The sequence below is a fragment of the Providencia sp. PROV209 genome (assembly GCF_028479485.1).
Classification (GTDB): domain Bacteria; phylum Pseudomonadota; class Gammaproteobacteria; order Enterobacterales; family Enterobacteriaceae; genus Providencia; species Providencia alcalifaciens.
The window spans coordinates 149514-175258 of sequence record NZ_JAMPNR010000006.1 but is presented as its reverse complement, the minus strand read 5'-3'; the positions used below and the strand labels follow the sequence as shown (position 1 = coordinate 175258).

General features: G+C 43.1%; 25 protein-coding genes. 13 read left to right on the top strand and 12 right to left on the bottom strand.

The window, feature by feature from the left end:
- Positions 1 to 11: 11 nt before the first annotated feature.
- Positions 12 to 266 (bottom strand): sulfurtransferase TusA, encoded by a 255-nt coding sequence (tusA, locus tag PR795_RS06820; protein WP_006659021.1) that lies wholly within the window; start codon positions 264 to 266, stop codon positions 12 to 14.
- A gap of 161 nt (positions 267 to 427) precedes the next feature.
- Here tusA and PR795_RS06815 point away from each other — a divergent pair, with 161 nt between their 5' ends.
- A complete protein-coding gene (locus tag PR795_RS06815) occupies positions 428 to 1096 on the top strand; it encodes a 7-cyano-7-deazaguanine/7-aminomethyl-7-deazaguanine transporter (RefSeq protein WP_006659020.1) in 669 nt (222 codons plus the stop codon).
- A gap of 93 nt (positions 1097 to 1189) precedes the next feature.
- Here the strand turns inward: PR795_RS06815 and glpC are convergent, their stop codons facing one another.
- The 3 genes from glpC to glpA are packed head-to-tail and all read right to left on the bottom strand — an operon-like array spanning position 1190 to position 5323.
- Positions 1190 to 2386 (bottom strand): anaerobic glycerol-3-phosphate dehydrogenase subunit GlpC, encoded by a 1197-nt coding sequence (gene glpC / locus PR795_RS06810; protein WP_006659019.1) that lies wholly within the window; start codon positions 2384 to 2386, stop codon positions 1190 to 1192.
- Complete coding sequence (gene glpB, locus PR795_RS06805) at positions 2383 to 3678, bottom strand: glycerol-3-phosphate dehydrogenase subunit GlpB (protein WP_181480265.1); 1296 nt, start codon at positions 3676 to 3678, stop codon at positions 2383 to 2385. Before glpB ends, glpC begins: the two co-directional genes overlap by 4 nt.
- Positions 3668 to 5323, bottom strand: a complete 1656-nt coding sequence (glpA, locus tag PR795_RS06800; RefSeq protein WP_036976096.1) for an anaerobic glycerol-3-phosphate dehydrogenase subunit A — start codon at positions 5321 to 5323, stop codon at positions 3668 to 3670. Before glpA ends, glpB begins: the two co-directional genes overlap by 11 nt.
- A gap of 434 nt (positions 5324 to 5757) precedes the next feature.
- On the opposite strand from glpA, the gene glpT reads away from it, so the two are divergent.
- Together glpT and glpQ are read left to right on the top strand one after the other, a co-directional pair.
- Positions 5758 to 7107 (top strand): glycerol-3-phosphate transporter, encoded by a 1350-nt coding sequence (gene glpT, locus PR795_RS06795; protein WP_006662870.1) that lies wholly within the window; start codon positions 5758 to 5760, stop codon positions 7105 to 7107.
- Between the two features lie 215 nt (positions 7108 to 7322).
- A complete protein-coding gene (gene glpQ, locus PR795_RS06790) occupies positions 7323 to 8396 on the top strand; it encodes a glycerophosphodiester phosphodiesterase (RefSeq protein ID WP_006659015.1) in 1074 nt (357 codons plus the stop codon).
- A gap of 85 nt (positions 8397 to 8481) precedes the next feature.
- Here the strand turns inward: glpQ and PR795_RS06785 are convergent, their stop codons facing one another.
- Positions 8482 to 8637 (bottom strand): hypothetical protein, encoded by a 156-nt coding sequence (locus PR795_RS06785; protein WP_155250625.1) that lies wholly within the window; start codon positions 8635 to 8637, stop codon positions 8482 to 8484.
- 377 nt (positions 8638 to 9014) lie between these two features.
- Positions 9015 to 9992 carry an elongation factor P--(R)-beta-lysine ligase gene (gene epmA / locus PR795_RS06780; RefSeq protein WP_006659013.1) on the bottom strand — a complete coding sequence of 326 codons (978 nt, stop codon included), beginning with the start codon at positions 9990 to 9992 and terminating at the stop codon, positions 9015 to 9017.
- 785 nt (positions 9993 to 10777) lie between these two features.
- On the opposite strand from epmA, the gene frdA reads away from it, so the two are divergent.
- The 5 genes from frdA to PR795_RS06755 all read left to right on the top strand — a co-directional run bounded on the left by frdA (position 10778) and on the right by PR795_RS06755 (position 14513).
- Complete coding sequence (frdA, locus tag PR795_RS06775) at positions 10778 to 12574, top strand: fumarate reductase (quinol) flavoprotein subunit (protein WP_272516750.1); 1797 nt, start codon at positions 10778 to 10780, stop codon at positions 12572 to 12574.
- Positions 12567 to 13301, top strand: a complete 735-nt coding sequence (locus tag PR795_RS06770; protein WP_006659011.1) for a succinate dehydrogenase/fumarate reductase iron-sulfur subunit — start codon at positions 12567 to 12569, stop codon at positions 13299 to 13301. Before frdA ends, PR795_RS06770 begins: the two co-directional genes overlap by 8 nt.
- A gap of 14 nt (positions 13302 to 13315) precedes the next feature.
- Positions 13316 to 13711 carry a fumarate reductase subunit FrdC gene (gene frdC, locus PR795_RS06765; RefSeq protein ID WP_006659010.1) on the top strand — a complete coding sequence of 132 codons (396 nt, stop codon included), beginning with the start codon at positions 13316 to 13318 and terminating at the stop codon, positions 13709 to 13711.
- A gap of 15 nt (positions 13712 to 13726) precedes the next feature.
- Positions 13727 to 14080 (top strand): fumarate reductase subunit FrdD, encoded by a 354-nt coding sequence (gene frdD / locus PR795_RS06760; protein ID WP_006659009.1) that lies wholly within the window; start codon positions 13727 to 13729, stop codon positions 14078 to 14080.
- Between the two features lie 169 nt (positions 14081 to 14249).
- Positions 14250 to 14513: a hypothetical protein gene (locus PR795_RS06755; protein WP_179897098.1), complete on the top strand. Its 264-nt coding sequence runs from the start codon at positions 14250 to 14252 to the stop codon at positions 14511 to 14513.
- Positions 14514 to 14543: 30 nt separating this feature from the next.
- Here the strand turns inward: PR795_RS06755 and PR795_RS06750 are convergent, their stop codons facing one another.
- Positions 14544 to 15728, bottom strand: coding sequence for an MFS transporter (locus PR795_RS06750; protein WP_181480266.1), 1185 nt, complete (start codon positions 15726 to 15728; stop codon positions 14544 to 14546).
- A gap of 51 nt (positions 15729 to 15779) precedes the next feature.
- The gene (locus PR795_RS06745) at positions 15780 to 16556 is read right to left on the bottom strand and encodes a hypothetical protein (protein WP_006662862.1); all 777 of its coding nucleotides are present in this window, start codon (positions 16554 to 16556) and stop codon (positions 15780 to 15782) included.
- A 217-nt stretch (positions 16557 to 16773) separates the two neighbouring features.
- Between PR795_RS06745 and PR795_RS06740 the strand changes: the two genes are divergently transcribed.
- Positions 16774 to 17016, top strand: a complete 243-nt coding sequence (locus tag PR795_RS06740) for a helix-turn-helix domain-containing protein (RefSeq protein WP_181480267.1) — start codon at positions 16774 to 16776, stop codon at positions 17014 to 17016.
- Positions 17017 to 17115: 99 nt separating this feature from the next.
- On the opposite strand, the gene sugE is transcribed toward PR795_RS06740, so the two are convergent.
- The gene (sugE, locus tag PR795_RS06735; RefSeq protein WP_006659000.1) at positions 17116 to 17430 is read right to left on the bottom strand and encodes a quaternary ammonium compound efflux SMR transporter SugE; all 315 of its coding nucleotides are present in this window, start codon (positions 17428 to 17430) and stop codon (positions 17116 to 17118) included.
- 268 nt (positions 17431 to 17698) lie between these two features.
- Between sugE and PR795_RS06730 the strand changes: the two genes are divergently transcribed.
- The 3 genes from PR795_RS06730 to PR795_RS06720 all read left to right on the top strand — a co-directional run bounded on the left by PR795_RS06730 (position 17699) and on the right by PR795_RS06720 (position 21499).
- Positions 17699 to 18604, top strand: a complete 906-nt coding sequence (locus PR795_RS06730) for an EamA family transporter (protein ID WP_006658999.1) — start codon at positions 17699 to 17701, stop codon at positions 18602 to 18604.
- Positions 18605 to 18952: 348 nt separating this feature from the next.
- A complete protein-coding gene (gene cstA / locus PR795_RS06725) occupies positions 18953 to 21046 on the top strand; it encodes a pyruvate/proton symporter CstA (protein ID WP_181480268.1) in 2094 nt (697 codons plus the stop codon).
- Positions 21047 to 21295: 249 nt separating this feature from the next.
- Complete coding sequence (locus tag PR795_RS06720) at positions 21296 to 21499, top strand: YbdD/YjiX family protein (protein ID WP_006658997.1); 204 nt, start codon at positions 21296 to 21298, stop codon at positions 21497 to 21499.
- A 118-nt stretch (positions 21500 to 21617) separates the two neighbouring features.
- On the opposite strand, the gene efp is transcribed toward PR795_RS06720, so the two are convergent.
- Positions 21618 to 22184 (bottom strand): elongation factor P, encoded by a 567-nt coding sequence (gene efp, locus PR795_RS06715; RefSeq protein WP_006658996.1) that lies wholly within the window; start codon positions 22182 to 22184, stop codon positions 21618 to 21620.
- Between the two features lie 42 nt (positions 22185 to 22226).
- Between efp and epmB the strand changes: the two genes are divergently transcribed.
- Positions 22227 to 23255 carry an EF-P beta-lysylation protein EpmB gene (epmB, locus tag PR795_RS06710; RefSeq protein ID WP_006662859.1) on the top strand — a complete coding sequence of 343 codons (1029 nt, stop codon included), beginning with the start codon at positions 22227 to 22229 and terminating at the stop codon, positions 23253 to 23255.
- Between the two features lie 58 nt (positions 23256 to 23313).
- Here epmB and PR795_RS06705 read toward each other — a convergent pair whose 3' ends face one another.
- On the bottom strand, positions 23314 to 23658 hold the full coding sequence (locus PR795_RS06705; RefSeq protein WP_006662858.1) for a DUF4156 domain-containing protein: 345 nt from the start codon (positions 23656 to 23658) through the stop codon (positions 23314 to 23316).
- A gap of 393 nt (positions 23659 to 24051) precedes the next feature.
- Positions 24052 to 25695 (bottom strand): chaperonin GroEL, encoded by a 1644-nt coding sequence (groL, locus tag PR795_RS06700; RefSeq protein ID WP_006658992.1) that lies wholly within the window; start codon positions 25693 to 25695, stop codon positions 24052 to 24054.
- Positions 25696 to 25745: the final 50 nt, after the last annotated feature.

Here is a 25745-nt window from a genome sequence, read left to right as displayed (position 1 = left end):
AAATTGGGTCATTACAAACCGCTGTTTTTTTTGCGCAATAAATAACGATACGGCGCATTATCAGCGTCAACCGCCAACAACTCGTGCTCCATAAAGCGGCAGAAACCGGGGATATCACGGGTGGTTGCAGGGTCATCTGCAATAATCAGCAAAGTATCGCCATCCGCCATGTTACGTACTGTTTTACGCACTAGCATTACCGGTTCAGGACAGCGGAGTCCCAAGGTATCAAGGGTTTTGGTTGGATTGGAAAATAAATCAGACATAGCACCACATTCTCTTGGTCATCAATAGACTTATTGTAAAGCCGCACGCTGAAGATGAACAGTTTTGATTTTGTTGCGCAACGAGAGTATGATGCGCTCTTCCCAATTTAGGGATGTTATTCATGGGTTCCCTCACCCCATTGCGACTAAAAAGGTACAATATGTTTACGTTTACTCCGCAGCAAAAAGCCACTGCGTTAATTTGGCTATCGTTGTTCCATATTTTAATCATTACATCCAGCAACTACTTGGTGCAGTTACCCATCAATATTTTTGGGTTCCATACCACGTGGGGCGCGTTTACTTTTCCCTTTATCTTCCTTGCTACGGACTTAACCGTTCGCATCTATGGTGCACCGTTGGCTCGCCGTATTATTAGCGCTGTCATGCTGCCTGCCTTGTTAATTTCGTATGTCATTTCGGCTCTATTCTTCCAAGGTGAGTGGCAAGGTTTTGCCGCGACCATGACATTTAACCTGTTTGTTGCGCGTATTGCAGCAGCCAGTTTTATGGCTTATGTTCTTGGGCAAATTTTAGATGTCAGTGTATTTAACCGCCTGCGTCAAAACAAACGCTGGTTTGTGGCACCTGCCTGCGCCATGTTTTTTGGTAACCTGATTGATACGATTGCGTTTTTCTTTATCGCATTTTATCAAAGTAGCGATCCATTTATGGCGGCAAATTGGGTGGAAATCGCCCTCGTTGACTATGTATTCAAGCTGTTAATTTGTATGCTGTTCTTCTTACCGGCTTATGGTCTGTTATTGAATTTCATTTTGAAAACTTTTTTCGATACCACCAGCAAGAAGCAGTTATCTCCACAGCACTAAAATAAAAAAGGGAGATAAGTTTTCGCTTATCTCCCAAAGGGTTAACTTGATTAATACCTAACTACTATTCACATAACTCAACACAACAATAGATTATTCGAGCGCGCGAGCCAGCAATGAAATTGGGTGTTCACATTTCTTACTGGTGGACATTTCAATTTGCCATTTACAGGTTTCACAGTCGGTAATCACCATATCCGCACCGCTCTCTTCAATTTGACGGAACAGCCCAGCCCCAATACCTTGGGAAACTTCGTAGTTCTCTTTTTTGAATCCGTAAGTTCCTGCAATACCACAACATTGTGAATCTAAAACAATCAACTCCACGCCTGGCACACGCTTGATCAGTTCAAGGGTGTAGGACGTCCAACCCATTTTTTCCATATGGCATGGTGTGTGATAAGCCACTTTTAATGGTGTGTGTTTCAGTTTCAGCTCGCGCCCTTCTTCCAGAAGACGATAAATATAGCGAGTCGCTAATTCAATGTTATCGCGCATCTCCGAAGTATCAACATCCAGCACATGGGTATACTCATCACGAATGGTGAATGTGCAAGTTGAAGAAGTTGCAACCACCGGAATGTGTTTTTCTAAAATTGTCTCTTGGAGCGACTCTAAATTCACATTCGCTTGGCGTTTCGCTTGCTTCATAAATCCGTTTGCGATCAGTGCCACACCACAACATTTTTCACGTTTTAACAGCTGAACACCAATATTCATGCCATTAAAAACTTTGATTAAATCTTTACCCAACTGTGGATGGTTATAATTCACATAACAACCATGGAAAAAAGCCACTTGCTCTTCAAACTTCGCTTGTTCCGCGGCTTGTTTACCATACCAACGACGGAAAGTACCAAACGAGTATTTAGGCAGCTCACGACGATGGTCAATTTTTAAAGCTTTATCCAGAATTTGGCGAACGGGTTTTAAGCCTGTAATGGTATTTACCACAGGGGCAAATGGGGTCGATAAGGAACCCATAATGTCCGTATGGCTTAAAATCGCATCACGCAGTTTCGGTTTCTGCTGGCTATAGGTATTACGAGCGCGCGCAATAATGTCGCCAATCTTCACATCCGATGGGCAGGCCACTTCACAGCGTTTACAGTTAGTGCAGAATTTCAATGCATCATCGTACATCATCGGGTCTTTTAAGCGTAAACGCTCACCATCAGGACCCGCTTGTTTTGGTCCCGGATATAGTGGGTTCGCTTTTGCCACTGGGCAATAGGTGGTACAAACAGTGCATTTTATACAGCTTTCAAAGCTTGCATCTTGAATACTCATTGCGCCACCTCCGCCTGCATGGCTTTATCTTTAGCAAATTCATTCGCGATTTCATTCGCAGCATATAAGCCCGTGATCAGCGAAACCCCTGCACCACAGCCTTGAGTCAGTGGGTCAAAACCTCCTAACACAGCGCCCGCAATATGCAGATTTTCAATCGTCTCACCGTGTTTTTTACCCCGTAAATGGCTGTCAGTTTGCACACCGAACGCCATATAAGGCTGAGAAGCGAAAAACTCTTTATTTGTCCATGTGGCGCGATCGCCGATTTCACACAAATCTAAATTCATTAAAGGCTCATAAACTTGATCGAACTTCGCCACTAAACCGTTATTAAAGAAACTGCCTGTTGCCAACACAAAATGCTTGGCTTTCAACGAGATATTACCGTGATTACGGGTTTGAACAGACTCAATACGTGCGCCCACGAAATTCACGGATGTCACCTTATCGCCAGGCATCATAATCCCGCCTTGGCGACGGAATTGGCGTAATAGCATTTCATGAAGGCGAATACCTAATAAAGATGGCGGTAATGTTGGCAGTAAAAATAGCGGCTTCCCTAAGTGTTTCTGTAACTCTAGCATTGGTTCTTCACTGTCGAGACCAATACACGCAGGCATAAACACCGCATCCGCATTAGCGACTAGCGGGGCAATTTCTTCCACAATTTGCGCCATATTTTCAGGTCTATCTAACCAGCGAGCCACATTAATCGCGCGGAACTCGCTTGGGTTTTCCCTTAAGCGGTCAAGCAACGGTAAGTGAACATAGCACGCCTCCGCTTCGAGTCCTTGACGGTCTAACTCATCCGCCACCATTTGCGGTTGGAAATCAAGGAAACCTTCAATACCCACAACGGCGATTTTACCCAGTGCCATTTGTTGGTGAAGTGCCGTCGTGGGTACAGATTCAGGGCTCAGCCAAGTCATTCGTTTATGACCTAATGGCGTAATACGGTAATGATTTTCTTCACTTGAACCTTTGAAGTGCAAACCCGCTTGCTGCAATGTACTCTGTGCCAGCTGAGCCAGTTCAGAGACATTATCTGCGCCGATTAAACTGTACGGATGGTTTGGTGCTTGCTGTTTTAATGCCTCTAACATCGAGAGCGGTTTTTCGACCGGCACACCATCGGGAAGATGCGTTAATAAGTCCAATGAACCTGAAGAGAAATGCAGCGCATTTTGCCCAGCACTCACAATAGCGCAAGAGAGCCCTGATTGAGTCAGACGAATTCCACAGATAAGACCAGCAAGGCCTCCGCCCATCACTACTGCATCATATTTCATTCTCTGCCTCCTTCTGAGCAGGCTGGCTCAATGTACTTTCATTCATGCCACATAATCCGTGATATACCCAACTGGTGAACTCGCTTTCACGCAAAGCATCCCCCCAAGCAATCGGTCTCACCCCTTTCCAACGCTCATTTAAGAAGTGCCCCAGTTGCTGCTCGGTTTCATGTGGTGTGGTGACGTTAAAACGATTGAGTAATCCAGCCGCGCGGCAAGCACAAAGCTCACCTTGACACGTCCCCATACCCACACGGGTACGACGGCGTAAATCAAGCAAGTTGTTGACGGTTAAAGATTCCACCGCATAGCGAACCTCACCTGCCGTCACCGCTTCACACTCACACACTAAGCTTTTATCTAAACGGTTAGCGCTGAGGATCGCAGACGCCCTATCACCATGACGATAGACCGCAGAACCGCGAATAGGTGCAGGGATAGAAACCACATTACGCAACGCTTCTTCTGCGCTGTGTTGAGATCCTGGCAATGGCGCTTCAGCAGTGGTGCATGGTGTTGTGACACCCAGTTTTTCGCAGACTTTATTGGTCGCCCATTCCGCCATTAAGCGATAAGTCATTAACTTACCGCCAGTGATAGTGATGAAACCCTCTAAACCATCGCGTTTCGCGTGGTCGAGTAACACAATACCGCGGCTGACGTTACGGCCAGAAGGGTCATCATCACTCGCCACTAATGGGCGAACACCCGCATATGCGCGTAAAATGCGCGTTGTCGCTAATGCAGGGGATAGCATTGAACCTTCACGAATCAAAATATCCACTTCTTCTGGCGTGACATACATATTATCGATTTGGTCATACTCGATATGTGTCGATGTCGTACCAATCAACGAGATAGTGTCACCCGGCACAAGAATGTCCGCATCGGCAGGTTTGCGACAACGGTTAATCACCATATTATTAAGACGGTGACCTAAAATTAAGAGCGCCCCTTTCGCAGGGAACATTTTGATTTTCAGATCCGCGTATTCGGCAATTTTCTGTCCCCAAATTCCACCAGCATTGACGACAATTTGCGCATGAATATCGTACTGTCTTTTCGCTTGATGATCATAAACGGTGACACCACGCACTTTATCCCCTTGGCGGATCAAGCCAATCACTTCATGGTAAGTCAGAACTTTAGCGCCGTGCTCGCGAGCATCTAACATATTGGCAGCAGTCAAACGAAAGGGATCGACGGTGCCATCCGGTACGCGAACCGCACCAATTAAACGCGGGTTGACTGAAGGCTCTAAACGAATAGCTTCCGCGGGATCAATCGCTTGAGCATCAATGCCAGCTGATTGACATGCAGTAATAAATTGCTGTTGGTATTCAAGACTATCTTCTGGCAGGGTAATAAAAAGCCCATCGGTTTTTTCAATACAATGATGAGCGATACGTTTCAGTATTTTATTTTCTTCTATACACTCTCTTGCCGATTCACTGTCAGTAACAGCATAGCGAGCACCGCTGTGTAATAAGCCATGGTTACGCCCTGTTGCACCTGTCGCAATATCATGCCGTTCCAGCAAAACTGCCTTTAATCCACGGCGAGCGCAGTCACGAGCGACCCCTGCGCCTGTTGCGCCACCACCGATAATGATGACATCCGTTTCAGTCACAGATGAGCCATTCATGTCGCATTCCTCACGTTAATCAATCTTCACTATTCGATAAGTATAGTTTCTATTTTTATAGTCTATAGTTAATATAAGCTCAAAAATGAGTCGAATGTTTGATAAGGAACAAAAACGAAAGCCATAGTTACATTTCAGGTACGAAAAAGCGCAAAACCGTGACTACCTTCACAAAATAATTCACAATTTTAGTTCCATTCCATTCACAAATCGCATTAACTATGCAGCCAGATAAACAAAATCAATAATTGTGCGTTAGATTACAGATAAAATGTTTTTTAACGATTAAGATTTAGCGCAATTAGAAAATAAAAGCGCCTAAAGAAACTCGATTGTTTTCGTTTTTGTTACTTCTCCCATAATAAACGCTCAACAACTTCACAACATAGGTGAAATGAAGAGCATATAACTACTGACATGCCATCGGAGGCTTTATGTTACGCATGTTTAAACCCGCCGCTCATATCGAGAGGCTGCCAGCGGATAAGATAGATCCCGTCTATCGTAAATTACGTTGGCAGATTTTCCTGGGGATTTTCTTCGGTTACGCAGCATACTACTTAGTTAGAAAGAACTTCGCCCTCGCAATGCCTTATCTCGTTGAACAAGGTTTCTCTAAAGGTGACCTTGGTTTCGCATTATCTGGGATTTCAATCGCCTATGGTTTCTCCAAATTTATCATGGGCTCATTTTCTGACCGTGCTAACCCTCGGTACTTCTTACCGGCAGGTTTGATCCTCGCTTCACTTGTCATGATATTCATGGGCTTCGTACCATGGGCAACGTCTAGCATCATGGTTATGTTCGTGCTGTTATTCTTATGTGGTTGGTTCCAAGGTATGGGTTGGCCTCCTTGTGGACGTACCATGGTTCACTGGTGGTCACAAAAAGAACGTGGCGGTATCGTCTCCGTTTGGAACTGTGCGCATAACGTCGGCGGTGGTCTGCCTCCATTACTGTTCCTGTTAGGTATGGCATGGTTTAACGACTGGAAAGCTGCGCTGTATATGCCAGCATTCGCCGCTATTTTAGTGGCAATGATTGCCTTCGCATTAATGCGTGATACTCCGCAATCTTGTGGTCTGCCACCAATTGAAGAGTACAAAAACGACTATCCAACAGACTATAAAGCCTCTGATGAAGAAGAATTAACCGCTAAAGCTATCTTCATGAAGTATGTATTCCCTAACAAACTTCTGTGGATGATCGCTATCGCTAACGTGTTCGTATACTTACTGCGTTACGGTGTTCTGGACTGGTCACCAACTTACCTGCGCGAAGTTAAACACTTCACAATGGATAAATCTTCATGGGCTTACTTCCTGTATGAATATGCGGGTATTCCAGGAACACTGCTGTGCGGTTGGATGTCGGATAAAGTCTTCCGTGGTAACCGTGGCGCGACAGGCGTGTTCTTCATGACCTTAGTGACTATTGCAACTATCGTCTTCTGGATGAACCCAGCGGGTAACCCAGGCGTTGATATGGCATGTATGTTGATTATCGGTTTCTTAATCTATGGTCCAGTCATGCTGATTGGTCTGCACGCTCTTGAGCTTGCACCTAAGAAAGCAGCGGGTACCGCCGCAGGCTTCACCGGTTTATTCGGTTATCTTGGTGGTTCTGTTGCCGCAAGTGCTATCGTCGGTTATACCGTGGACTACTTCGGTTGGAACGGCGGTTTTGCTGTGATGATCGGTGGTTCTGCACTGGCCGTTGTTTTACTGTTCATCGTTATGCTGAGCGAAAGTAAACATAAACGCGAACTCGCTAAAAACCAATAAGCCACCGCTTATGTTGAGTTGATTCGCTAGATTGATGGGTTATATCAAGAAAAGGATATAGCCCATTTTTTTACCCAAAATTTGTTATCGGCACCATTTTTTATCTGTAAAAGTATTTACTTATAAATTTATTTACCTAAAAAACTGTTTACCTATAAAGCTTTTTACCTACAAGTTTTTTACCTACAAACAATGAGTACCAAGGAGATTTACTGATGAATTTTCAATTAAAAACATTAGTCGCAAGTATGGTCTTAGTGATGTCAGTCTCTGCGGCTGCCGAAACGGCAGGTAAAGTGGTGATTGCCCATCGTGGTGCAAGTGGTTATTTACCTGAACATACCCTTCCAGCGAAAGCGATGGCGTATGCGCAAGGCGCGGATTTCCTCGAACAAGATTTAGTGATGACCAAAGATAATGAGCTGGTTGTACTTCATGACCATTATCTGGATCGCGTCACTGACGTAGCGGATAAGTTTCCAAATCGCGCACGTAAAGATGGTCGCTACTACGCCATCGACTTTACGCTGCCAGAAATTAAATCCCTGAAATTCACGGAAGGCTTTGACATTGTTGATGGCAAAAAAGTCCAAAGCTATCCGAACCGTTTCCCTATGGGTAAATCTGATTTCCGTGTTCACACCTTCCAAGAAGAGATTGAATTTATTCAAGGTTTGAACAAATCTACGGGTAAAAATATCGGTATCTACCCTGAAATTAAAGCCCCTTGGTTCCATCAACAAGAAGGCAAGGATATCACCAAGAAAACCTTAGAAGTCCTGAAAGAGTATGGCTATACCAACAAAGATTCTAACGTTTATCTGCAATCTTTCGACCCGATTGACTTAAAACGCATCAAAACGAAACTGATGCCAGAAATGGGGATGGATTTAAAACTGATCCAACTGATTGCTTACACCGATTGGGAAGAGACTCAAGAGCAGAAGCCAGACGGTACTTGGGTGAACTATAACTATGATTGGATGATGAAGCCGGGTGCGATGAAAGAGATTGCAACCTACGCAGACGGTATCGGCCCTGACTATCATATGCTCATTAGCGAAGATTCCACACCAACGAACATCAAAGTAAACGGTATGGTAAAAGAAGCTCACGCTAACCATATGGCGGTACATCCATTTACTATCCGTGTGGACAAACTGCCTAAGTACGCGAAAGATGGTCAGCAGTTATATGACATTATTTATAACCAAGCGGACGTTGATGGTGCCTTCACTGACTTCCCAGATTTAGGGGTTAAGTTTCTAGAGCAGCAAAAGCAGAAGTAACTCTCCCTCACTCTCTCGAGTCAATTGCGCGTCAATAACTCGAGAGAGTCTTTTTAATCAGAATAACGACTCTCTTATTTAGACTTTAAGCCTGAATTTGCTGCAATAAAAGCTGTGCTTCATTTTGCTGAGTAATAAGGCTGGGGTGTGGATATTCACACACAAGCGACAGCGCGACTACATGATGAGCCATTCCGCTCTTACCTAAAATAGCATCAATATCATAAAGTTGTACTGACAATTTCGCACCGCTATTTCTTGCTTTTCCTATGACGAACGCGATTTTAAAGATCTTAGCGCCAACACATTATCTTTATTGGGTAGTAATGACGATAATGCAATGCCTTCCTTTTCGGCTTGTTCCGTGTCAACCAGTAGTAATAGAAGCAAAGGCAGAAAGGTCACCAACCCAAGTTCATTTTATTTAGCTTAAGTCAAACAGAAGACCAGCAAATGAACTTGAAATCAACCATAATCTTCAGGAATGGGACTTATAGAAGAATTATCCGAAAGCATTTAATCCGTTTTTGGTAGAAAGGGTAGAAAAGAAAAAGCACCTTCGTTAATCAATGATCAACGTTCAAGGTGCTTTTTAATGTCATAGATAGAAACTGAGTTTTAAGCAATCGTCACTGGGAACGCAATCACATCGCTGATTCGTTCGGCATTCAGTGCCAGCATGATTAAGCGGTCAACACCAACAGCTACACCGGAACATGCCGGTAAACCATGCTCAAGCGCGGCAAGTAAGTTTTCATCTATTGGCTGAACGGGTAATCCCATCGCGGCACGCTTGCGGTTATCCTGTTCGAAACGTTGGCGTTGTTCGCTCACATCGGTCAGCTCATGGAAACCATTTGCCAGCTCCATGCCTTTATAGTAAACCTCAAAACGTTCAGCAACGCGGTGATCTTCCGTGCTGATAACGGCTAATGACGCTTGAGTCGCTGGGAAATGGTACACCACCGCAGGTTTTTCTTTACCAATATGTGGTTCAACCCCCATCGTAAATAGCAATTGTAGTAACGTATCTCTGTCTTCTTCTTGATCCGCAACATTGCTTAAATCCAAACGGGCAGCCACTTCGCGTAATTCACTTTTTTCCGCAGATAAAGGATCGATATCTAAGTGACGTAAAAATGCTTGTTGGTAAGAGAGAAGCTCAGCGCTTTCACATTCCAACACTTGCTGTAGAAGGTCGTCGACTTCATTGATTAAGCGATACATATCAAAGTGTGGGCGGTACCATTCCAGCATCGTAAATTCAGGGTTATGGTGTCTTCCTGCTTCTTCATTACGAAAACTACGGCACATTTGATAGATAGGACCACTTCCTGCTGCCAGTAAACGTTTCATATGATATTCAGGGCTGGTCATTAAATATAAATTAATGCCCTGAGCAGCACCGGGTCCCACAAAGCGTGTCTCAAATGGAACAAGATGAATGTCAGTCACTGTCGCCTGACTCATTGCGGGTGTGTCTACCTCAAGTACACAGCGATCAGCGAAAAAACGTCTGATTTCCGCAACAATTTTTGCGCGCTGTAACAGGTTAGCGATGGGGGCTGTAGGCAGCCAATTCGCTACTTCACTCATTAAAATAACTCCAAAATAAACTTAGTTGTGCAGTGTACTCACCTCCCCCCTAACACACAATGGATTATTGTGGAAATTATGCTCTATATGAGTATCGATAGGGGATATGATTCAAGGCGAAAAAAGATGATGTGATTATCTCCTGCTTTATACGATTAGGCAAAAAGCTTTCTTATTAACTTTTAACATTTGGTTAAAAAAAAACAGAAACATGATTTTTTCTTATTGCTTGTAATTCAAATGTTAAAATTACCTTTCTTTGCTTACCCTCTTTATGCTATTTCAAATCGTTTTTTGACATTAGAAATGAAGCAGACTGAGAAACAGTGAACTCATTCGCAATTTTATCTTCGATATGATTTTAGAATTTCCTCATGGCACACCAGATTATCCACTGTAAGCGAGGAAAACTTGACGATTTTAGTTGGTTTTAAATTCTGATAATTCTGTTAAAATTAATGATAATTATTTGAAATTCCTTTTTATTATTTCCAATTTCGCTGGAATTTCTTTGCACCCAAAAACAATTTGCAAAAAGACGACGCAGATCACATTTTGGGGGTAATATCACCCAAAACACCTTTCTATATCAAATTTATCCTCGGCACTATTCGTTATAATTCCCAACATAATAAGTCGTTATTAGCTATTATATATTTACGATTAAAAAAATATTCTTTGCAGATTTGCCTAAAGGTGAGCTGAAACTGAAATAGCTAAGCACTAAAAGTATTTAAAAGAATTTATTAATTTAACACTTTACACTTGAACAATGGAGAAGCGCAGTGCAAACCTTCAATGCCGATTTAGCGATTATCGGGGCCGGGGGCGCAGGCTTACGTGCAGCAATTGCTGCTGCTGAAGCAAATCCCAATATCAAGATTGCTCTGGTCTCAAAAGTTTACCCAATGCGTAGCCATACCGTGGCCGCAGAGGGGGGATCAGCCGCAGTTACTCAAGCCCATGATTCCTTTGACTATCATTTTAATGATACCGTTTCTGGTGGTGACTGGCTGTGTGAGCAAGATGTCGTCGATTACTTCGTCGAACACTGCCCAACAGAAATGACCCAACTGGAACAATGGGGATGCCCTTGGAGCCGTAAACCAGATGGTTCAGTTAACGTTCGCCGTTTCGGTGGAATGAAAATTGAACGTACATGGTTTGCAGCCGATAAGACCGGCTTCCACATGCTGCATACCCTGTTCCAAACGTCATTAAAATACCCTCAAATTCAGCGTTTCGATGAACACTTTGTTCTCGATATTATTGTGGATGAAGGTCAAGTACGTGGTTTGGTTGCTCTGAACATGATGGAAGGTACGAAAGTTCAAATTCGTGCTAATGCTATCGTTATGGCAACAGGTGGTGCAGGTCGTGTTTATCGTTATAACACCAACGGCGGTATCGTAACAGGTGATGGTATGGGTATGGCGCTGCGCCATGGCGTACCACTGCGTGATATGGAATTCGTTCAGTATCACCCAACAGGTCTACCAGGCTCCGGTATTCTGATGACTGAAGGTTGCCGTGGTGAAGGCGGTATCTTGGTCAACAAAGATGGCTATCGCTATCTGCAAGACTACGGTATGGGTCCAGAAACTCCACTGGGCAAACCAGAAAACAAATATATGGAACTGGGTCCGCGTGACAAAGTTTCACAAGCATTCTGGCACGAATGGCGCGCAGGTCGCACTATCAGCACTCACCGCGGTGATGTTGTGTACCTAGACTTACGTCACTTAGGTGCTGAAAAACTGCATGAGCGTCTACCATTTATTTGTGAGCTAGCAAAAGCTTACGTGGGTGTTGACCCAGTGAACGAACCAATTCCTGTTCGCCCAACTGCACACTACACCATGGGTGGTATTGAAACGGATCAGCGCACAGAAACCCGTATTAAAGGCCTGTTTGCAGTAGGCGAATGTTCGTCTGTTGGCTTACACGGCGCAAACCGTTTAGGTTCTAACTCACTGGCAGAATTAGTGGTATTTGGTCGTTTAGCGGGTGAAGAAGCGGCACGTCATGCTGCTGAAGCTACCCCTGCAAATGCAAGCGCTATCGAAGCACGTACTCGTGATATCGAAAATGACCTGCAAAAACTTCTGAACCAAAAAGGTAAAGAGAGCTGGTCGAAAATCCGTGATGAAATGGGTATTTCGATGGAAGAAGGTTGCGGTATCTACCGTACACCTGAATTAATGCAGAAAACTGTTGATAAACTGGCAGAGCTGAAAGAGCGCTTCAAGCATGTTGAAATCACTGACCATAGCAGCGTCTTCAACACTGACTTAATGTACACCATCGAGTTAGGCTTCGGCTTAGACGTGGCGGAATGTATGGCTCACTCGGCGATTAACCGTAAAGAGTCTCGCGGTGCGCACCAACGTCTTGACGAAGGTTGCACTGAGCGTGATGACGTCAACTTCCTGAAACATACTCTGGCGTTCTATAATCCAGAAGGTGCACCACGCCTTGAGTACTCTGATGTGAAAATCACTAAATCACAACCAGCGAAACGTGTGTATGGTGCTGAAGGGGCAGCTCAAGATAAGGCGAATAAGGAGCAAGCTAATGGATGATATGAAACACTTAAAAATGGAGATCATGCGTTTCAATCCAGAAACGGATAATGAACCCCATTTAGTGACTTATGATGTCCCTTATGACGAGCAAACCTCTTTGTTAGATGCTTTGGGCTACATCAAAGATAACCTCGCGCCAGACCTGTCTTACCGTTGGTCTTGCCGTATGGCTATCTGCGGTTCTTGCGGCATGATGGTGGACAATGTACCTAAACTGGCTTGTAAAACATTCCTGCGTGACTATCCACAAGGAATTAAAATCGAGCCACTGGGTAACTTCCCTATCGAGCGTGACCTTGTTGTTGATATGACAAGCTTTATCGAGCGTTTAGAAGCGATTAAACCGTACATTATCGGTAATGATCGCAAACCTTCTGACGGTCCGAACAAGCAAACTCCAGCTCAGATGGAGAAATACCATCAGTTCTCTGGCTGTATTAACTGCGGTCTGTGCTATGCAGCGTGTCCACAGTTTGGTCTGAACCCTGAGTTCTTAGGCCCTGCGGCAATTACCTTAGCAGAGCGCTACAACCTCGATAACCGTGACCACGGCGCGAAAGAGCGTATGCCATTATTAAATGGTGACAACGGTGTATGGAGCTGTACGTTTGTAGGTTACTGCTCTGAAGTCTGTCCTAAGCATGTCGACCCGGCGGCGGCTATCCAACAAGGTAAAGTTGCGAGTGCGCAAGACTTTGTTATCGCCATGCTGAAGCCACGATAAGGAGAATTGAAGTCATGACAACTAAACGTAAACCCTATGTCAGGGAAATGAAAGGCGACTGGTGGCAAAAGCTGGGTTTCTACCGCTTTTACATCATGCGTGAAAGTACTTCTGTGCTTCAGGTTTGGTTCAGCATTTTAGTCCTGTACGGCGTATTTGCACTGAAAAATGGTCCTGAATCTTGGGCGGGCTTTGTTGGGTTCTTAAGTAATCCAATTATTCTGATCATTAACATTGTGACATTAGCGGCAACGCTGCTGCATACCACAACATGGTTCAAGCTAGCACCAAAAGCTGTGGCTATCATTGTTAAAGATAAGAAACTGCCAGATGAGCCTATCGTAAAAGGCTTCTGGGCTCTCACTATAGTCGTGACTGCGGCTATTTTAGCAATCGCATTACTATTTTAATCTAAGGAGAATCTGATGAATCTAACGCCTAAACGTTCCGATGAGCCGATTTTCTGGGGATTATTTGGTGCAGGTGGTATGTGGAGCGCCGTTATTGGTCCTGCAATCATCCTTTTACTGGGTATTTTAATCCCATTAGGTGTCGCACCAGAAATGCTGAGCTATGAGCGCATCATGGCATTTAGCCAAAGCTTTATTGGACGCATTTTCTTATTACTGATGATTATTCTGCCAGTATGGTGTGGTATGCACCGTATTCACCACACCCTGCACGATTTTAAAGTGCATGTCCCTGCAACAAAATGGGTGTTCTACGGCAGCTCTGCAATCATTAGCGTTATCGCAATTATCGGTGTATTCACTCTGTAATTGCTGATTAATAATATAAATTGCTAATAAATACCTCATCAATGCACTGCGTGATGAGGTATTTTTTTGGGTTTCAAATTCTACCACCAGCGAGGGTAAACAGAACAATAATGTTATTACTGTTGTTTTATCGCCCTCACCACATGTTGAGAAACAGCCCCTCCACGACATGCTATTTCACGACGAATATCACTGGCATACTAACAGCCACGAACAACGTGCCGTTGAGCAAATTAAACAGATTTTATTTCTCGGTGAGCAGCAGCAAGCTTGGCATGCAGCACCGTCTGAGCTTATCGCCACGATGTTCTATCATTCAATGCATGCGGCAGTGGATAACCTCGCCACAACCAGTGAATACAACCAAAGCAATTTGGGTGGATTTCTGTATGGGCGTTTTTTAAAATTACTGGCTAAAAAAATTGCCCCATAGATTGACTATGGGGTTAATCAGTTAATTAAATTATCGTGCTTTTGATTTTGGCAACCAACGAATCAAGAAAAATAATGTCCCGCAAAATGCAATAAAGCAGCCTGCATAACCTAAATGAAAATCGCTCAAGTAGGTAATGGCTAGCGGCGTTATCCCCCCAATGCACACAGAAGCCCCATTATAGCCAGCGCCTAGCATTGCGGTATTGCCATGTACCGCACTTGCCAGAACGGCCGGTAAATTTGCAAGGATCATTGCAGAACACCCTGCAATGACAAGTTGAGCAAGACCAACTAGCATGAGGCTATCGAGCTGAAGCGTAAAATAAACAGGGACGGATAAGAGCACTAGCGCAGTAACCCCCATCCGGTAAACTTTCGATGGTGTACTGCATTTCGTTGTTAACCAGCAAGTTAAAATAATCAGTACTAACAAAAGCCCTGAAGAGATTAATGGAAAAACATCCTTTAATGCATCATGCTTCAAATGGTTAACAATAATTGTTCCAGAAAGGTTTTGTGAATAAAAAGCCACTGAGGCAGGTGCGGTTAACAAAAAAAGATAAACGATCCCTTGCCAATTAAACGTTCGCCTTTCTGCTTTATTTTCCTGCTTTTCTGGTAATCTCGCACGAAACCAAAAACTGATCCCTATATTAAGCAAACCTACAAATAATGGGATCCGCCAACCAATACTGTGCATCGTTTCTTTATCAAGAACTTTCTGTAAAAACACGACTAATCCTACAGAAAGAATAACCCCTGCCACTACACTTCCAGAGATTAACGCCGCAATTCTGGCCTGCTCGTTATTTTTCGTATCAGAGAATAAGTAAGTCACTACCGATGGGTACTCACCGCCAAAGCTAAAAGCAAGAGCAAGCTGAAGTATTAAAATAGCGATTGGGGTATAAATTCCTAGTAATTGGATAGGCAATAACGCCATGCATAAAGTTGCAACGCCAGTAATAAAGCTCGTCAAGACTAACGCCGCTTTTTTCCCTGCAATATCTGCATAACGCCCGATAACAACCCCGCCAATAGGTCGAATTAAAAAACGCAGCGCAAAAATCCCCCATACCATTATCGTGGACTGTGAGTAACCCAATTTTTCCAACTCTGTACTCAAATAAACTGATATTGCAGCAAAAACGGCAATATCATAATATTCCAACGCATTTCCTGCGGCTGCACCAATGCGATATTTCCATTTCATTGCATCATCCTTGTTGTAAAAATTTTATCCTAAATAAATAATGTCGGGAAATTACGGATAGCTCACTAGGGTTTCTAAACACGCCAATGTAATTCCATGTTCTTTTAGAACCGTAAATAAACCACTGGAAGAAACATGAGGACATCCTAATTTTTCTTTAATACGTTGAATTCGTTTGTGCTCATTGGCTTCTGCACAACCTTGGATATAACTAATTTCTTTTACTTTGCAGTGGGAAAGTAATAAACGAATGGTGATCATTTCTTTGCGAGTAAAACGAATATTACCAAAACGCATATATTGGTGTATATCAAGCATATCATTATCTAATTCATTTTTTTCACTATGGTTTTCAGCGGGTAAAATAATATTTTCTCTTTGTGGTAGAAAAGCATCATTATCTTTCTGCCAAATACTTTGTGCATAATCTGAAATAATAGGCCTATATTTATAGATTGCATTAATTTCTTTCATTGACAATTTCTTCTTTGAATTAATTGATGCCAATTCAAAAACATTCCCATATTTCGTACAAAGATCGATCTTAACCTCACTACTATTTACTTTTAACAATGTATCTGAATATGCTTTGGAGTAATTATCCCAGTATTGAATTCCCGAAGACAATCTTTCACTGATTAACAGATCTAAGTCATCATTCCAGTAGATCAAGACCCATTCATAATTGCTGGATATTGTCAGTATTTTTCGTTCCGTTAAGTCAACCCTACTAAAAGATAGATCCATATCATCCCAATTAAATTGACTCGAAAATATATTTCTTAACCCATCACATGATTTTTCCAAAAAATTACTTTCAATATTCATTTAATTTCCTTTTAAATATCACTGTAAAATAACAACATTAAAAACCGCCAATATCTTTAACATAGAAATTTCTCATATCAAAGATTAATTTAATTGATATTTAAAAAGGTAATTTATTTTTCTAATTTAACATTTCAAATAAACCATATGGTGAATTTAATTAAAAAGCATTTAATTAAATTTAAAGATTAATTATTTAATAATTATTGGAGATGACATGAAAGAAGATTGGCATCCTCCGGACATTATTGCCGCCATTCGAAAAAGAGGAACCACATTATCCGCCATATCCAGATCTGTCGGATTAAATCCCTCAACATTGAATAATGCATTGTCACGCCGCTGGCCTAAAGGAGAGAAAATTATTGCAGATTTTTTAGAGGTGGCACCTAACGAAATATGGCCATCTCGTTATTTGCAGCATCAACCTAAAAGGAGAGAAGCCAGCTCTATTGATTAAGAAAACAAGATAATATAACTATTATGTTATTTGAATTCTATTATGCTGAAATTGCTAAAACGGGTAAGCCATCGCTCACCCGTTCTTATTCTCAGAGACTTAACTAGAAAGTTTTAACCCAATTAGTCCCATCACAATCAAGCCAAGGCTTAATAACCGGAACATATTGGCAGACTCACCAAGGAAAATAATCCCGAAAATTGCAGTACCGATAGCGCCAATTCCTGTCCAAATTGCATAAGCGGTTCCCGCAGGCAGGTCACGCATCGCATAAGCGAGTAAGCCCATACTGGCGATAATGGCGGTGATAGTGATGATACTTGGTGTCAGGCGCGTAAAACCATGGGTATATTTTAAACCCACTGCCCAAACAACTTCTAATAAACCTGCGAATAATAAGATGATCCAAGCCATGGTGGATGTACTCCGTCAACTTCTCGGGGTCGTCCCCATTACTTAAACGTGATGATTTCAGGTCGTCCTGAACACGCGAAATGAAACCGTATTATAAACGTTCAATTTAAGAGACTCAAGTCACTTAAAATAATAATTAACACTAAATTAACACCCACATTTATCCTATTCATGCTGAATTTGAGTCATGAGATGCAATCTCGTCGCACAAATCCCAAAGCACAGGTAAAGTAGAGATCCTCCACCAATTCTGTACCGAGAAAACACTATGCGTATCAAAGATATATTACTTGCCCTGTGTGTCGTGATTATTTGGGGCGTCAACTTTGTGATCATTAAACTTGGCGTAACCGCCTTACCCCCATTACTCCTCGGTGCCTTACGTTTTGTGTTTGTGGCATTTCCTGCCATCTTCCTATTCAAGCGCCCCAAGATCCCTTTAAAGCTACTATTGATTTATGGTTTAACCATTAGCTTTGGGCAATTTGCGTTTCTATTCTGTGCGTTGCGAGTCGGTATGCCTGCGGGGATTGCCTCTGTTATTTTACAGTCACAAGCCTTTTTCACCTTATTACTCGGCGCGGTGATTTTGAAAGAATCCCTACAGCCAACCCATTTTCTTGGCATGTTTATCGCCATCGCGGGGTTGGGGATTTTAGCTAATGGCGCAACCTCTGGAGGCATCGATGATATCCCTCTGTTAGGCTTGATCTTTATTTTAGTTGCAGGGTTATCTTGGGCATGCGGTAACATCACTAACCGTATTATTATGCAACACCAAGGTGAGGAAAAATGTAGCGCCCTTTCTTTAGTGAGTTGGAGTGCGCTTATCCCCATTATTCCCTTCTTATTAAGCTCTTGGATTTTTGAAGGTGAAGATGCCATTGTGCAAGGTCTAGCTGGTTTTGACTGGTCGGTACTCGGCGTTATTTTATATCTTGCCTACCTTTCTACTTTCATTGGGTACGGCTTATGGGGAGTATTGCTAGGACGCTATGAGGCTTGGCGAGTCGCCCCATTCTCTTTATTGGTACCCGTCTTTGGACTAAGTAGTAGTGCGTTATTCCTTGGTGAGCATATTAATGGCGTACAAATCGCTGGATTAATTTTAATTATGTTCGGACTTATTACGACGTTATTCGGTAAAAAAATCATCCAAATGATCAGAACATAATCGCCAACCCCTTCAAATACCGGAAACTTTATTCCGGTATTTTTTGTGCGCCTCATAAGACCTCAGAAAAACACCCTTAGAAAAATTCAGAATTATAATCCAACAATCAACACCTACATAATAGATAAAACCAAACCAAAGATTATCGCTAGACCAAAACAAGATAAAATCCAATATTCGCTTCAATTTTAGTGATACCAATTGCAATATTGCAATTTATCTACAATTTCAATTAAGTGTCTCGATTTAGCTACTTTTTCTTTCACTTAACTTTCGCTATACCTGCCTGAGTTTTTACTTACATAAATAACTAATAAAGCTCGTTAACGGAATGGATGGGGAAAGGCTATGGGTAAACAATTGATTTGGATTGTTCTCGCTCTGCTCGGCGCATTTTCACTCGGTTATATTGCATTAAACCGAGGTGAACAAATCAACGCCTTGTGGATCGTGGTCGCCGCGGTCTGTATTTATTTGATCGCATATCGTTACTATGGACTGTTTATTGCAAAAAAAGTCCTGCAAGTAGATTCAACGCGTATGACACCAGCAATTCGTCATAACGATGGTCTGGATTATGTTCCAACAGATAAAAAAGTGCTATTTGGTCACCACTTTGCCGCTATTGCGGGTGCGGGACCTTTAGTTGGACCAGTACTGGCGGCGCAAATGGGCTATTTGCCCGGAATGCTCTGGCTGTTAGCAGGGGTTGTACTTGCGGGTGCTGTGCAAGATTTCATGGTGTTATTTGTTTCGACTCGTCGTGATGGGCGCTCGCTGGGTGAACTCGTCAAAGAAGAGATGGGAAATACTGCAGGGGTAATTGCACTGATTGCTTGCTTTATGATCATGGTCATTATCCTTGCCGTGCTCGCGATGATTGTGGTCAAAGCGCTGACCCACAGCCCGTGGGGAACCTATACCGTTGCCTTCACCATCCCGCTGGCTATTTTTATGGGGATTTATACTCGCTACATTCGCCCTGGTCGCATCGGTGAAGTATCAATTATCGGTTTAATTTTTTTAGTTTTTGCGATTATTTCAGGTGGTTGGGTCGCAGAAAGTGAAATTTGGGCTCCTTACTTTGACTACACCGGCGTCCAGCTAACATGGATGTTGGTTGGGTATGGTTTTGTGGCTGCGGTGTTGCCAGTATGGTTACTGTTAGCGCCACGAGACTACCTGTCTACCTTCCTGAAAATCGGTACGATTATTGGTCTGGCGATTGGTATTTTAATTTTAAATCCAAATCTTCAGATGCCGTCGTTAACCAAATATATCGATGGAACGGGTCCTGTTTGGGCAGGTGATTTATTCCCATTCTTGTTTATCACTATTGCTTGTGGTGCCGTTTCCGGTTTCCACGCCTTAATCTCTTCTGGTACCACGCCGAAAATGCTCGCCAACGAAAACCAAGCTTGTTTTATCGGCTATGGCGGGATGTTGATGGAGTCATTCGTGGCTATCATGGCGTTAGTTGCGGCTTGTGTGATTGACCCAGGCGTTTATTTCGCGATGAACAGCCCAATGGCAATGCTGGCACCAGCTGGTACTACGGATGTGGTCGCTTCTGCGGCGCAAGTGGTCAGTGGCTGGGGTTTCCAAATTACCCCTGAACAGCTTACCCAAATTGCTAACGATGTAGGGGAAACTAGCATTATTTCGCGCGCAGGGGGTGCACCAACACTGGCGGTAGGTATGGCGTATATTCTCCATGGTGCTTTAGGCGGATTAATGAATGTTGCCTTTTGGTACCACTTTGCCATCCTGTTTGAAGCACTCTTTATTCTGACTGCGGTAGATGCCGGAACCCGAGCCGCACGCTTTATGCTACAAGATTTACTGGGAGTCGTTTCACCTTCGTTAAAGAGAACAGATTCTCTGCCAGCTAACTTGATTGCGACCGCATTATGTGTGCTGGCTTGGGGTTATTTTTTACACCAAGGCGTTGTGGACCCATTAGGGGGCATTAATACCTTGTGGCCACTGTTTGGTATCGCAAACCAAATGCTAGCAGGTATGGCGTTGATGCTGTGTGCGGTCGTTCTGTTCAAGATGAAGCGCCAAGCTTACGCATGGGTCGCGCTATTACCAACTTCGTGGTTATTGGTGTGTACGATGACCGCTGGCTGGGAAAAAACCTTCAGTGAAGATGCTCGTGTTGGCTTCTTAGCAGTCGCCAATAAATTCCAAGCTATGTTAGACAGCGGAAATTTGCCACCGCAATATACTGAATCGCAATTAACTCAGTTGGTTTTCAATAACCGTTTAGATGCTGGCTTAACGATTTTCTTTATGATTGTGGTCGTGGTTCTCGCCCTATTCTCTATCCGTACAGCGTTAAAAGCATTGAAATCTAAGGAACCAACTGCAAACGAAGTGCCTTACGAGCCAATGCCAGCCAACTACGAAGAGATTGTGGCAAACACCCGCCATCATTGATTTCAACGGAAAAGCTTTTCATTGTTCTAGCTACATGTTCTTTCTCCAAAATAATTCACGTTGGAGCAAGGCGACAAAGAAGATAATCCCTAGGAGCATACCCAGTATGTGACTAGGGTTAGCGAATGAAGCCAACGCAGCAACAGCGTGAAGTATGAAGGAGAAACTAGGAGCATACATAACGGTATGTGACTTGGGTAGCCGAGAGCAGTCAACAACGCTGTAGCGCGAAATATGAAGGAGAAAAAAATGTTTGGGAACTTAGGGAAAGCGGCCCGTTACTTAGGTCAAGCCGCCAAAATGATGGTCGGCGTTCCCGACTATGACAACTACGTTGCTCACATGCAGCGTACCCATCCTGACCAAACGCCGATGACTTATGAAGAGTTTTTCAAAGAACGGCAGGATGCTCGCTACGGCGGTAAGGGCAAGGGCGGGTTTAAATGTTGTTAATCATTGTTCTCATTGAGCATTATAAATAAAAAAGCCGAATACAGTACAAAACTGTATTCGGCTCTTCTTGATCTCACTTCGTCACTCACTATAATGACGGGCTTGATCTGTGCGACAATTATTTCACACGTGAAACGTATTCGCCTGAACGAGTGTCAACTTTGATCACTTCGCCAATCTGAACGAACAGAGGAACTTTAACCACTGCACCAGTGCTTAATGTTGCTGGCTTACCACCAGTACCTGCTGTATCGCCTTTCAGACCTGGATCTGTTTCAACAACTTCTAACTCAACGAAGTTCGGCGGAGTAACCGCGATTGGACGACCGTTCCACAGCGTTAAAATACAATCTGCTTGGTCGATCAGCCATTTTTCGTTGTCACCGATAGCTTTCGCATCTGCTGCCAGTTGTTCGAAAGTTTCGTTGTTCATGAAGTGCCAGAACTCACCGTCGTTATACAGGTAAGTTAAGTTCATATCCATGACATCTGCGCCTTCAACAGAATCAGTAGATTTAAAAGTTTTTTCCAACAGTTTGTTAGAAATCAGTTTACGCAGACGAACGCGTGCGAACGCTTGACCTTTACCCGGTTTAACGAATTCACTTTCAAGAATTGCACACGGCTCACCATCTAACATGATTTTAAGACCTGAGCGGAATTCATTGGTACTATAAGTAGCCATGGAGATCCTCTATTTATAAACTAAAAATGGCATAGCCAAAAAATGGTCGATATTATAACTCAAAATACCTCATCCAGAGAAGTCTGGATACAACAACTTGCTGAAGCAGTCACTAATCCGGATGAATTGCTGCAATTACTAAACTTAGAAGACCATCAGCCATCGCGAGAAGGTCATGAAGCACGTAAGTTATTCCCCTTACGCGTTCCGCGCCCTTTTATTTCACGAATGAAAAAAGGTGATCCACTAGACCCCCTGCTATTGCAAGTATTAACCGCAAAAGCAGAGTTCGATATACATCCAGGTTTTTCTACTGATCCACTAGAAGAGCAGGATAATGCGATCCCAAGTTTACTTCACAAATACCGCAACCGAGCATTGATGCTGGTTAAAGGCGGTTGTGCGGTGAACTGTCGATACTGCTTTCGCCGGCATTTTCCTTATGAAGATAACAAAGGAAATAAAAATAACTGGTTGATGGCTGTGGATTATATAAAAAACCACAGTGAACTCAATGAAATCATCTTCTCTGGTGGTGATCCATTAATGGCGAAAGACCATGAGCTCGACTGGTTAATTAGCCAACTTGAGGAAATTCCACACATTACACGCTTGCGAATTCATTCTCGCTTACCGGTGGTAATCCCAGAAAGAATTACAGATACCCTTTGCCAGCGCTTAACTCAATCCCGTTTACACGTGATTATGGTCACCCATGTTAATCACGCGAATGAGATTGATGATGAGTTTGCACAAGCAATGCTGAAATTAAAACGTTCGGGAGTCACCTTACTCAACCAAAGCGTATTGCTCCGCCAAGTTAATGATAATGTCACTGCATTAGCCAACCTGAGCAATGCGTTATTTGATGTAGGAATTTTACCGTATTACTTACATGTGCTTGATAAAGTTCAAGGCGCAGCGCATTTCTTAGTGAGTGATCTGGAAGCAAGGCAATTAATTCGCGAATTACTAAGCCAAGTTTCAGGATATTTAGTGCCAAAACTGGCAAGAGAAATAGGTGGGGAACCCAGCAAAACCTTACTTGATTTAAACTTACGCCAAAGCTAGCTAAAGTGAATCAGTATAAAAAAACCCGCTTAATTAAGCGGGTTTTCTTGATATATGATTATTGGCACTTATAAACTTGACCAATCATCTTGCTATCAACAGGAACAAAGCTAGACAGGACAGTTTCGCTTGGGCTTGATGCGCCAAAAATCACGTTACCACCCATTGCTGCAGCTTTGTTGCGTAAATCATTTGCCGCGCCGCGCATAGAGCTAGATTCATTATTAACGCCGCTCAACCAGTTGCTTTGAGTTCCAGTGACTTGACCAAGAAGTTGGCATTCGCTTCCTGGTTGATTTTCAACAAAACGAACTTGTGAGCCTGCCGCAGTCAGATCATTGGTTGATGTACAACCTGCTAAAGTTAGTAATGCAGCAGCACCAAGCAAGACTTTAATTCGCATGTTTTCCCTCATTTTTCATTGTGTTTTTGCAGCTGGTCGTCGAACCTTTATCGCTCCAATCACTCAAAATTCTGTTTTATGGCAGTAAATTAGCTTACCCAATATACCTGTAAACGTTTCAAATATTGCCAATCGTTCAGAGTTTATCACAAAATAATCAATACGCTTGTGATGTTCTTTACTTATTTAAACTATTTTTTACCTTGGCTTAAATATAACCCGATGGGTCACCTTAACGCAAAACTAAGTAATAGACCTAATAAATTCAAAGCGCAAAAACATTTTTTAGCACCAATAAAAAACCGGCACCACTCAATAATGCATGGTGCCGGTCTTATTTTGGCTGGTAGCCGTTAATTATCGGCTACTGGCGCATGATGTGTGCCTGTTGGCTTACATCATACCGCCCATTCCGCCCATACCACCCATACCAGCAGCACCTAAATCAGGAGCATCTTGTTTTGGCATGTCAGTAATCATCGCTTCAGTCGTGATCATCAGACCCGCGATTGATGCTGCGAATTGCAGAGCAGAACGCGTTACTTTAGTTGGATCCAGAATACCCATTTCGATCATGTCGCCATAAGTATCTGTCGCCGCATTGTAACCATCGTTGCCTGTCGCTGCTTTCACATTATTTACAACAACAGAAGCTTCTTCACCTGCGTTAGTGACGATTTGACGCATTGGCGCTTCCATCGCACGCAGAGCAACACGGATACCTACGTTTTGTTCTTCGTTATCGCCTTTCAGTGCTTCCAGTTTAGCCGCAACGCGAACTAACGCAGTACCACCACCAGCAACAACACCTTCTTCTACCGCTGCGCGAGTTGCGTGCAGAGCATCGTCAACGCGAGCACGTTTTTCTTTCATTTCAACTTCAGTTGCTGCGCCCACTTTGATTACTGCAACACCGCCAGCTAATTTAGCTACACGCTCTTGCAGTTTTTCACGGTCGTAGTCAGAAGAAGATTCTTCGATTTGCTGACGGATTTGAGAAACACGACCCGCGATAGCCGCTTCGTCACCAATACCATCGATGATGATAGTAGTGTCTTTGTTGATCACGATACGTTTAGCTTGACCTAAATCTTCTAACGTTGCTTTTTCCAGCTCCATACCGATCTCTTCAGAGATAACAGTACCGTTAGTCAGGATAGCGATATCTTGCAGCATTGCTTTACGACGGTCACCGAAACCAGGTGCTTTAACCGCAGCCACTTTCACGATACCACGCATGGTGTTCACAACTAATGTTGCCAGTGCTTCACCTTCAACATCTTCAGCGATGATCAGCAGAGGTTTGTTCGCTTTCGCAACGCCTTCTAATACTGGCAGTAATTCACGAATGTTAGACACTTTTTTGTCGACTAACAGAATGAATGGGTTTTCCAGTTCAACAACACCTGTTTCTGGTTTGTTGATGAAATAAGGAGATAAATAACCGCGGTCAAACTGCATACCTTCAACCACGTCTAATTCGTCTTCCAGACCAGTACCTTCTTCAACGGTGATAACGCCTTCTTTACCGACTTTCTCCATTGCTTCTGCAATTAATTTACCAACAGTTTCGTCGGAGTTTGCAGAAATAGTACCAACCTGTGCGATTGATTTAGTATCTGAACATGGAACTGACAGAGTTTTCAGTTCTTCGACAGCAGCAACAACGGCTTTGTCGATACCACGTTTCAGATCCATTGGGTTCATGCCAGCAGCAACGGCTTTCAAACCTTCAGTGATAATTGCTTGAGCTAAAACGGTTGCGGTTGTTGTACCGTCACCCGCTGCATCGTTAGCTTTAGAAGCAACTTCTTTCACCATTTGTGCACCCATGTTTTCGAATTTATCTTCTAATTCGATTTCACGCGCAACAGAAACACCGTCTTTGGTGATAACGGGTGATCCAAAAGATTTGTCTAAAACAACGTTACGGCCTTTAGGACCTAAAGTTACTTTAACTGCATCCGCAAGAACATTGACACCACGAAGCATTTTTGTACGAGCGTCATTACCAAATCTAACGTCTTTAGCTGCCATTATCTCTTTCCTTTAAATTCTTTTCGTTTGATGAAAGTTTTAAGTGAAAA

What these genes read in the sequence shown, in the direction of transcription:
- frdD (WP_006659009.1), top strand. Translation starts at nt 13,727, where the DNA reads ATGAATCTAACGCCTAAACGTTCCGATGAGCCGATTTTCTGGGGATTA.
- epmA (WP_006659013.1), bottom strand. Translation starts at nt 9,992, where the DNA reads ATGAGTGAAGTAGCGAATTGGCTGCCTACAGCCCCCATCGCTAACCTG.
- PR795_RS06815 (WP_006659020.1), top strand. Translation starts at nt 428, where the DNA reads ATGTTTACGTTTACTCCGCAGCAAAAAGCCACTGCGTTAATTTGGCTA.
- glpB (WP_181480265.1), bottom strand. Translation starts at nt 3,678, where the DNA reads ATGAAATATGATGCAGTAGTGATGGGCGGAGGCCTTGCTGGTCTTATC.
- PR795_RS06755 (WP_179897098.1), top strand. Translation starts at nt 14,250, where the DNA reads ATGCTATTTCACGACGAATATCACTGGCATACTAACAGCCACGAACAA.
- efp (WP_006658996.1), bottom strand. Translation starts at nt 22,184, where the DNA reads ATGGCTACTTATAGTACCAATGAATTCCGCTCAGGTCTTAAAATCATG.
- PR795_RS06720 (WP_006658997.1), top strand. Translation starts at nt 21,296, where the DNA reads ATGTTTGGGAACTTAGGGAAAGCGGCCCGTTACTTAGGTCAAGCCGCC.
- glpT (WP_006662870.1), top strand. Translation starts at nt 5,758, where the DNA reads ATGTTACGCATGTTTAAACCCGCCGCTCATATCGAGAGGCTGCCAGCG.
- sugE (WP_006659000.1), bottom strand. Translation starts at nt 17,430, where the DNA reads ATGGCTTGGATCATCTTATTATTCGCAGGTTTATTAGAAGTTGTTTGG.
- cstA (WP_181480268.1), top strand. Translation starts at nt 18,953, where the DNA reads ATGGGTAAACAATTGATTTGGATTGTTCTCGCTCTGCTCGGCGCATTT.
- frdC (WP_006659010.1), top strand. Translation starts at nt 13,316, where the DNA reads ATGACAACTAAACGTAAACCCTATGTCAGGGAAATGAAAGGCGACTGG.
- PR795_RS06740 (WP_181480267.1), top strand. Translation starts at nt 16,774, where the DNA reads ATGAAAGAAGATTGGCATCCTCCGGACATTATTGCCGCCATTCGAAAA.
- PR795_RS06730 (WP_006658999.1), top strand. Translation starts at nt 17,699, where the DNA reads ATGCGTATCAAAGATATATTACTTGCCCTGTGTGTCGTGATTATTTGG.
- glpA (WP_036976096.1), bottom strand. Translation starts at nt 5,323, where the DNA reads ATGAATGGCTCATCTGTGACTGAAACGGATGTCATCATTATCGGTGGT.
- glpC (WP_006659019.1), bottom strand. Translation starts at nt 2,386, where the DNA reads ATGAGTATTCAAGATGCAAGCTTTGAAAGCTGTATAAAATGCACTGTT.
- PR795_RS06770 (WP_006659011.1), top strand. Translation starts at nt 12,567, where the DNA reads ATGGATGATATGAAACACTTAAAAATGGAGATCATGCGTTTCAATCCA.
- glpQ (WP_006659015.1), top strand. Translation starts at nt 7,323, where the DNA reads ATGAATTTTCAATTAAAAACATTAGTCGCAAGTATGGTCTTAGTGATG.
- PR795_RS06745 (WP_006662862.1), bottom strand. Translation starts at nt 16,556, where the DNA reads ATGAATATTGAAAGTAATTTTTTGGAAAAATCATGTGATGGGTTAAGA.
- tusA (WP_006659021.1), bottom strand. Translation starts at nt 266, where the DNA reads ATGTCTGATTTATTTTCCAATCCAACCAAAACCCTTGATACCTTGGGA.
- PR795_RS06750 (WP_181480266.1), bottom strand. Translation starts at nt 15,728, where the DNA reads ATGAAATGGAAATATCGCATTGGTGCAGCCGCAGGAAATGCGTTGGAA.
- groL (WP_006658992.1), bottom strand. Translation starts at nt 25,695, where the DNA reads ATGGCAGCTAAAGACGTTAGATTTGGTAATGACGCTCGTACAAAAATG.
- PR795_RS06705 (WP_006662858.1), bottom strand. Translation starts at nt 23,658, where the DNA reads ATGCGAATTAAAGTCTTGCTTGGTGCTGCTGCATTACTAACTTTAGCA.
- epmB (WP_006662859.1), top strand. Translation starts at nt 22,227, where the DNA reads ATGGTCGATATTATAACTCAAAATACCTCATCCAGAGAAGTCTGGATA.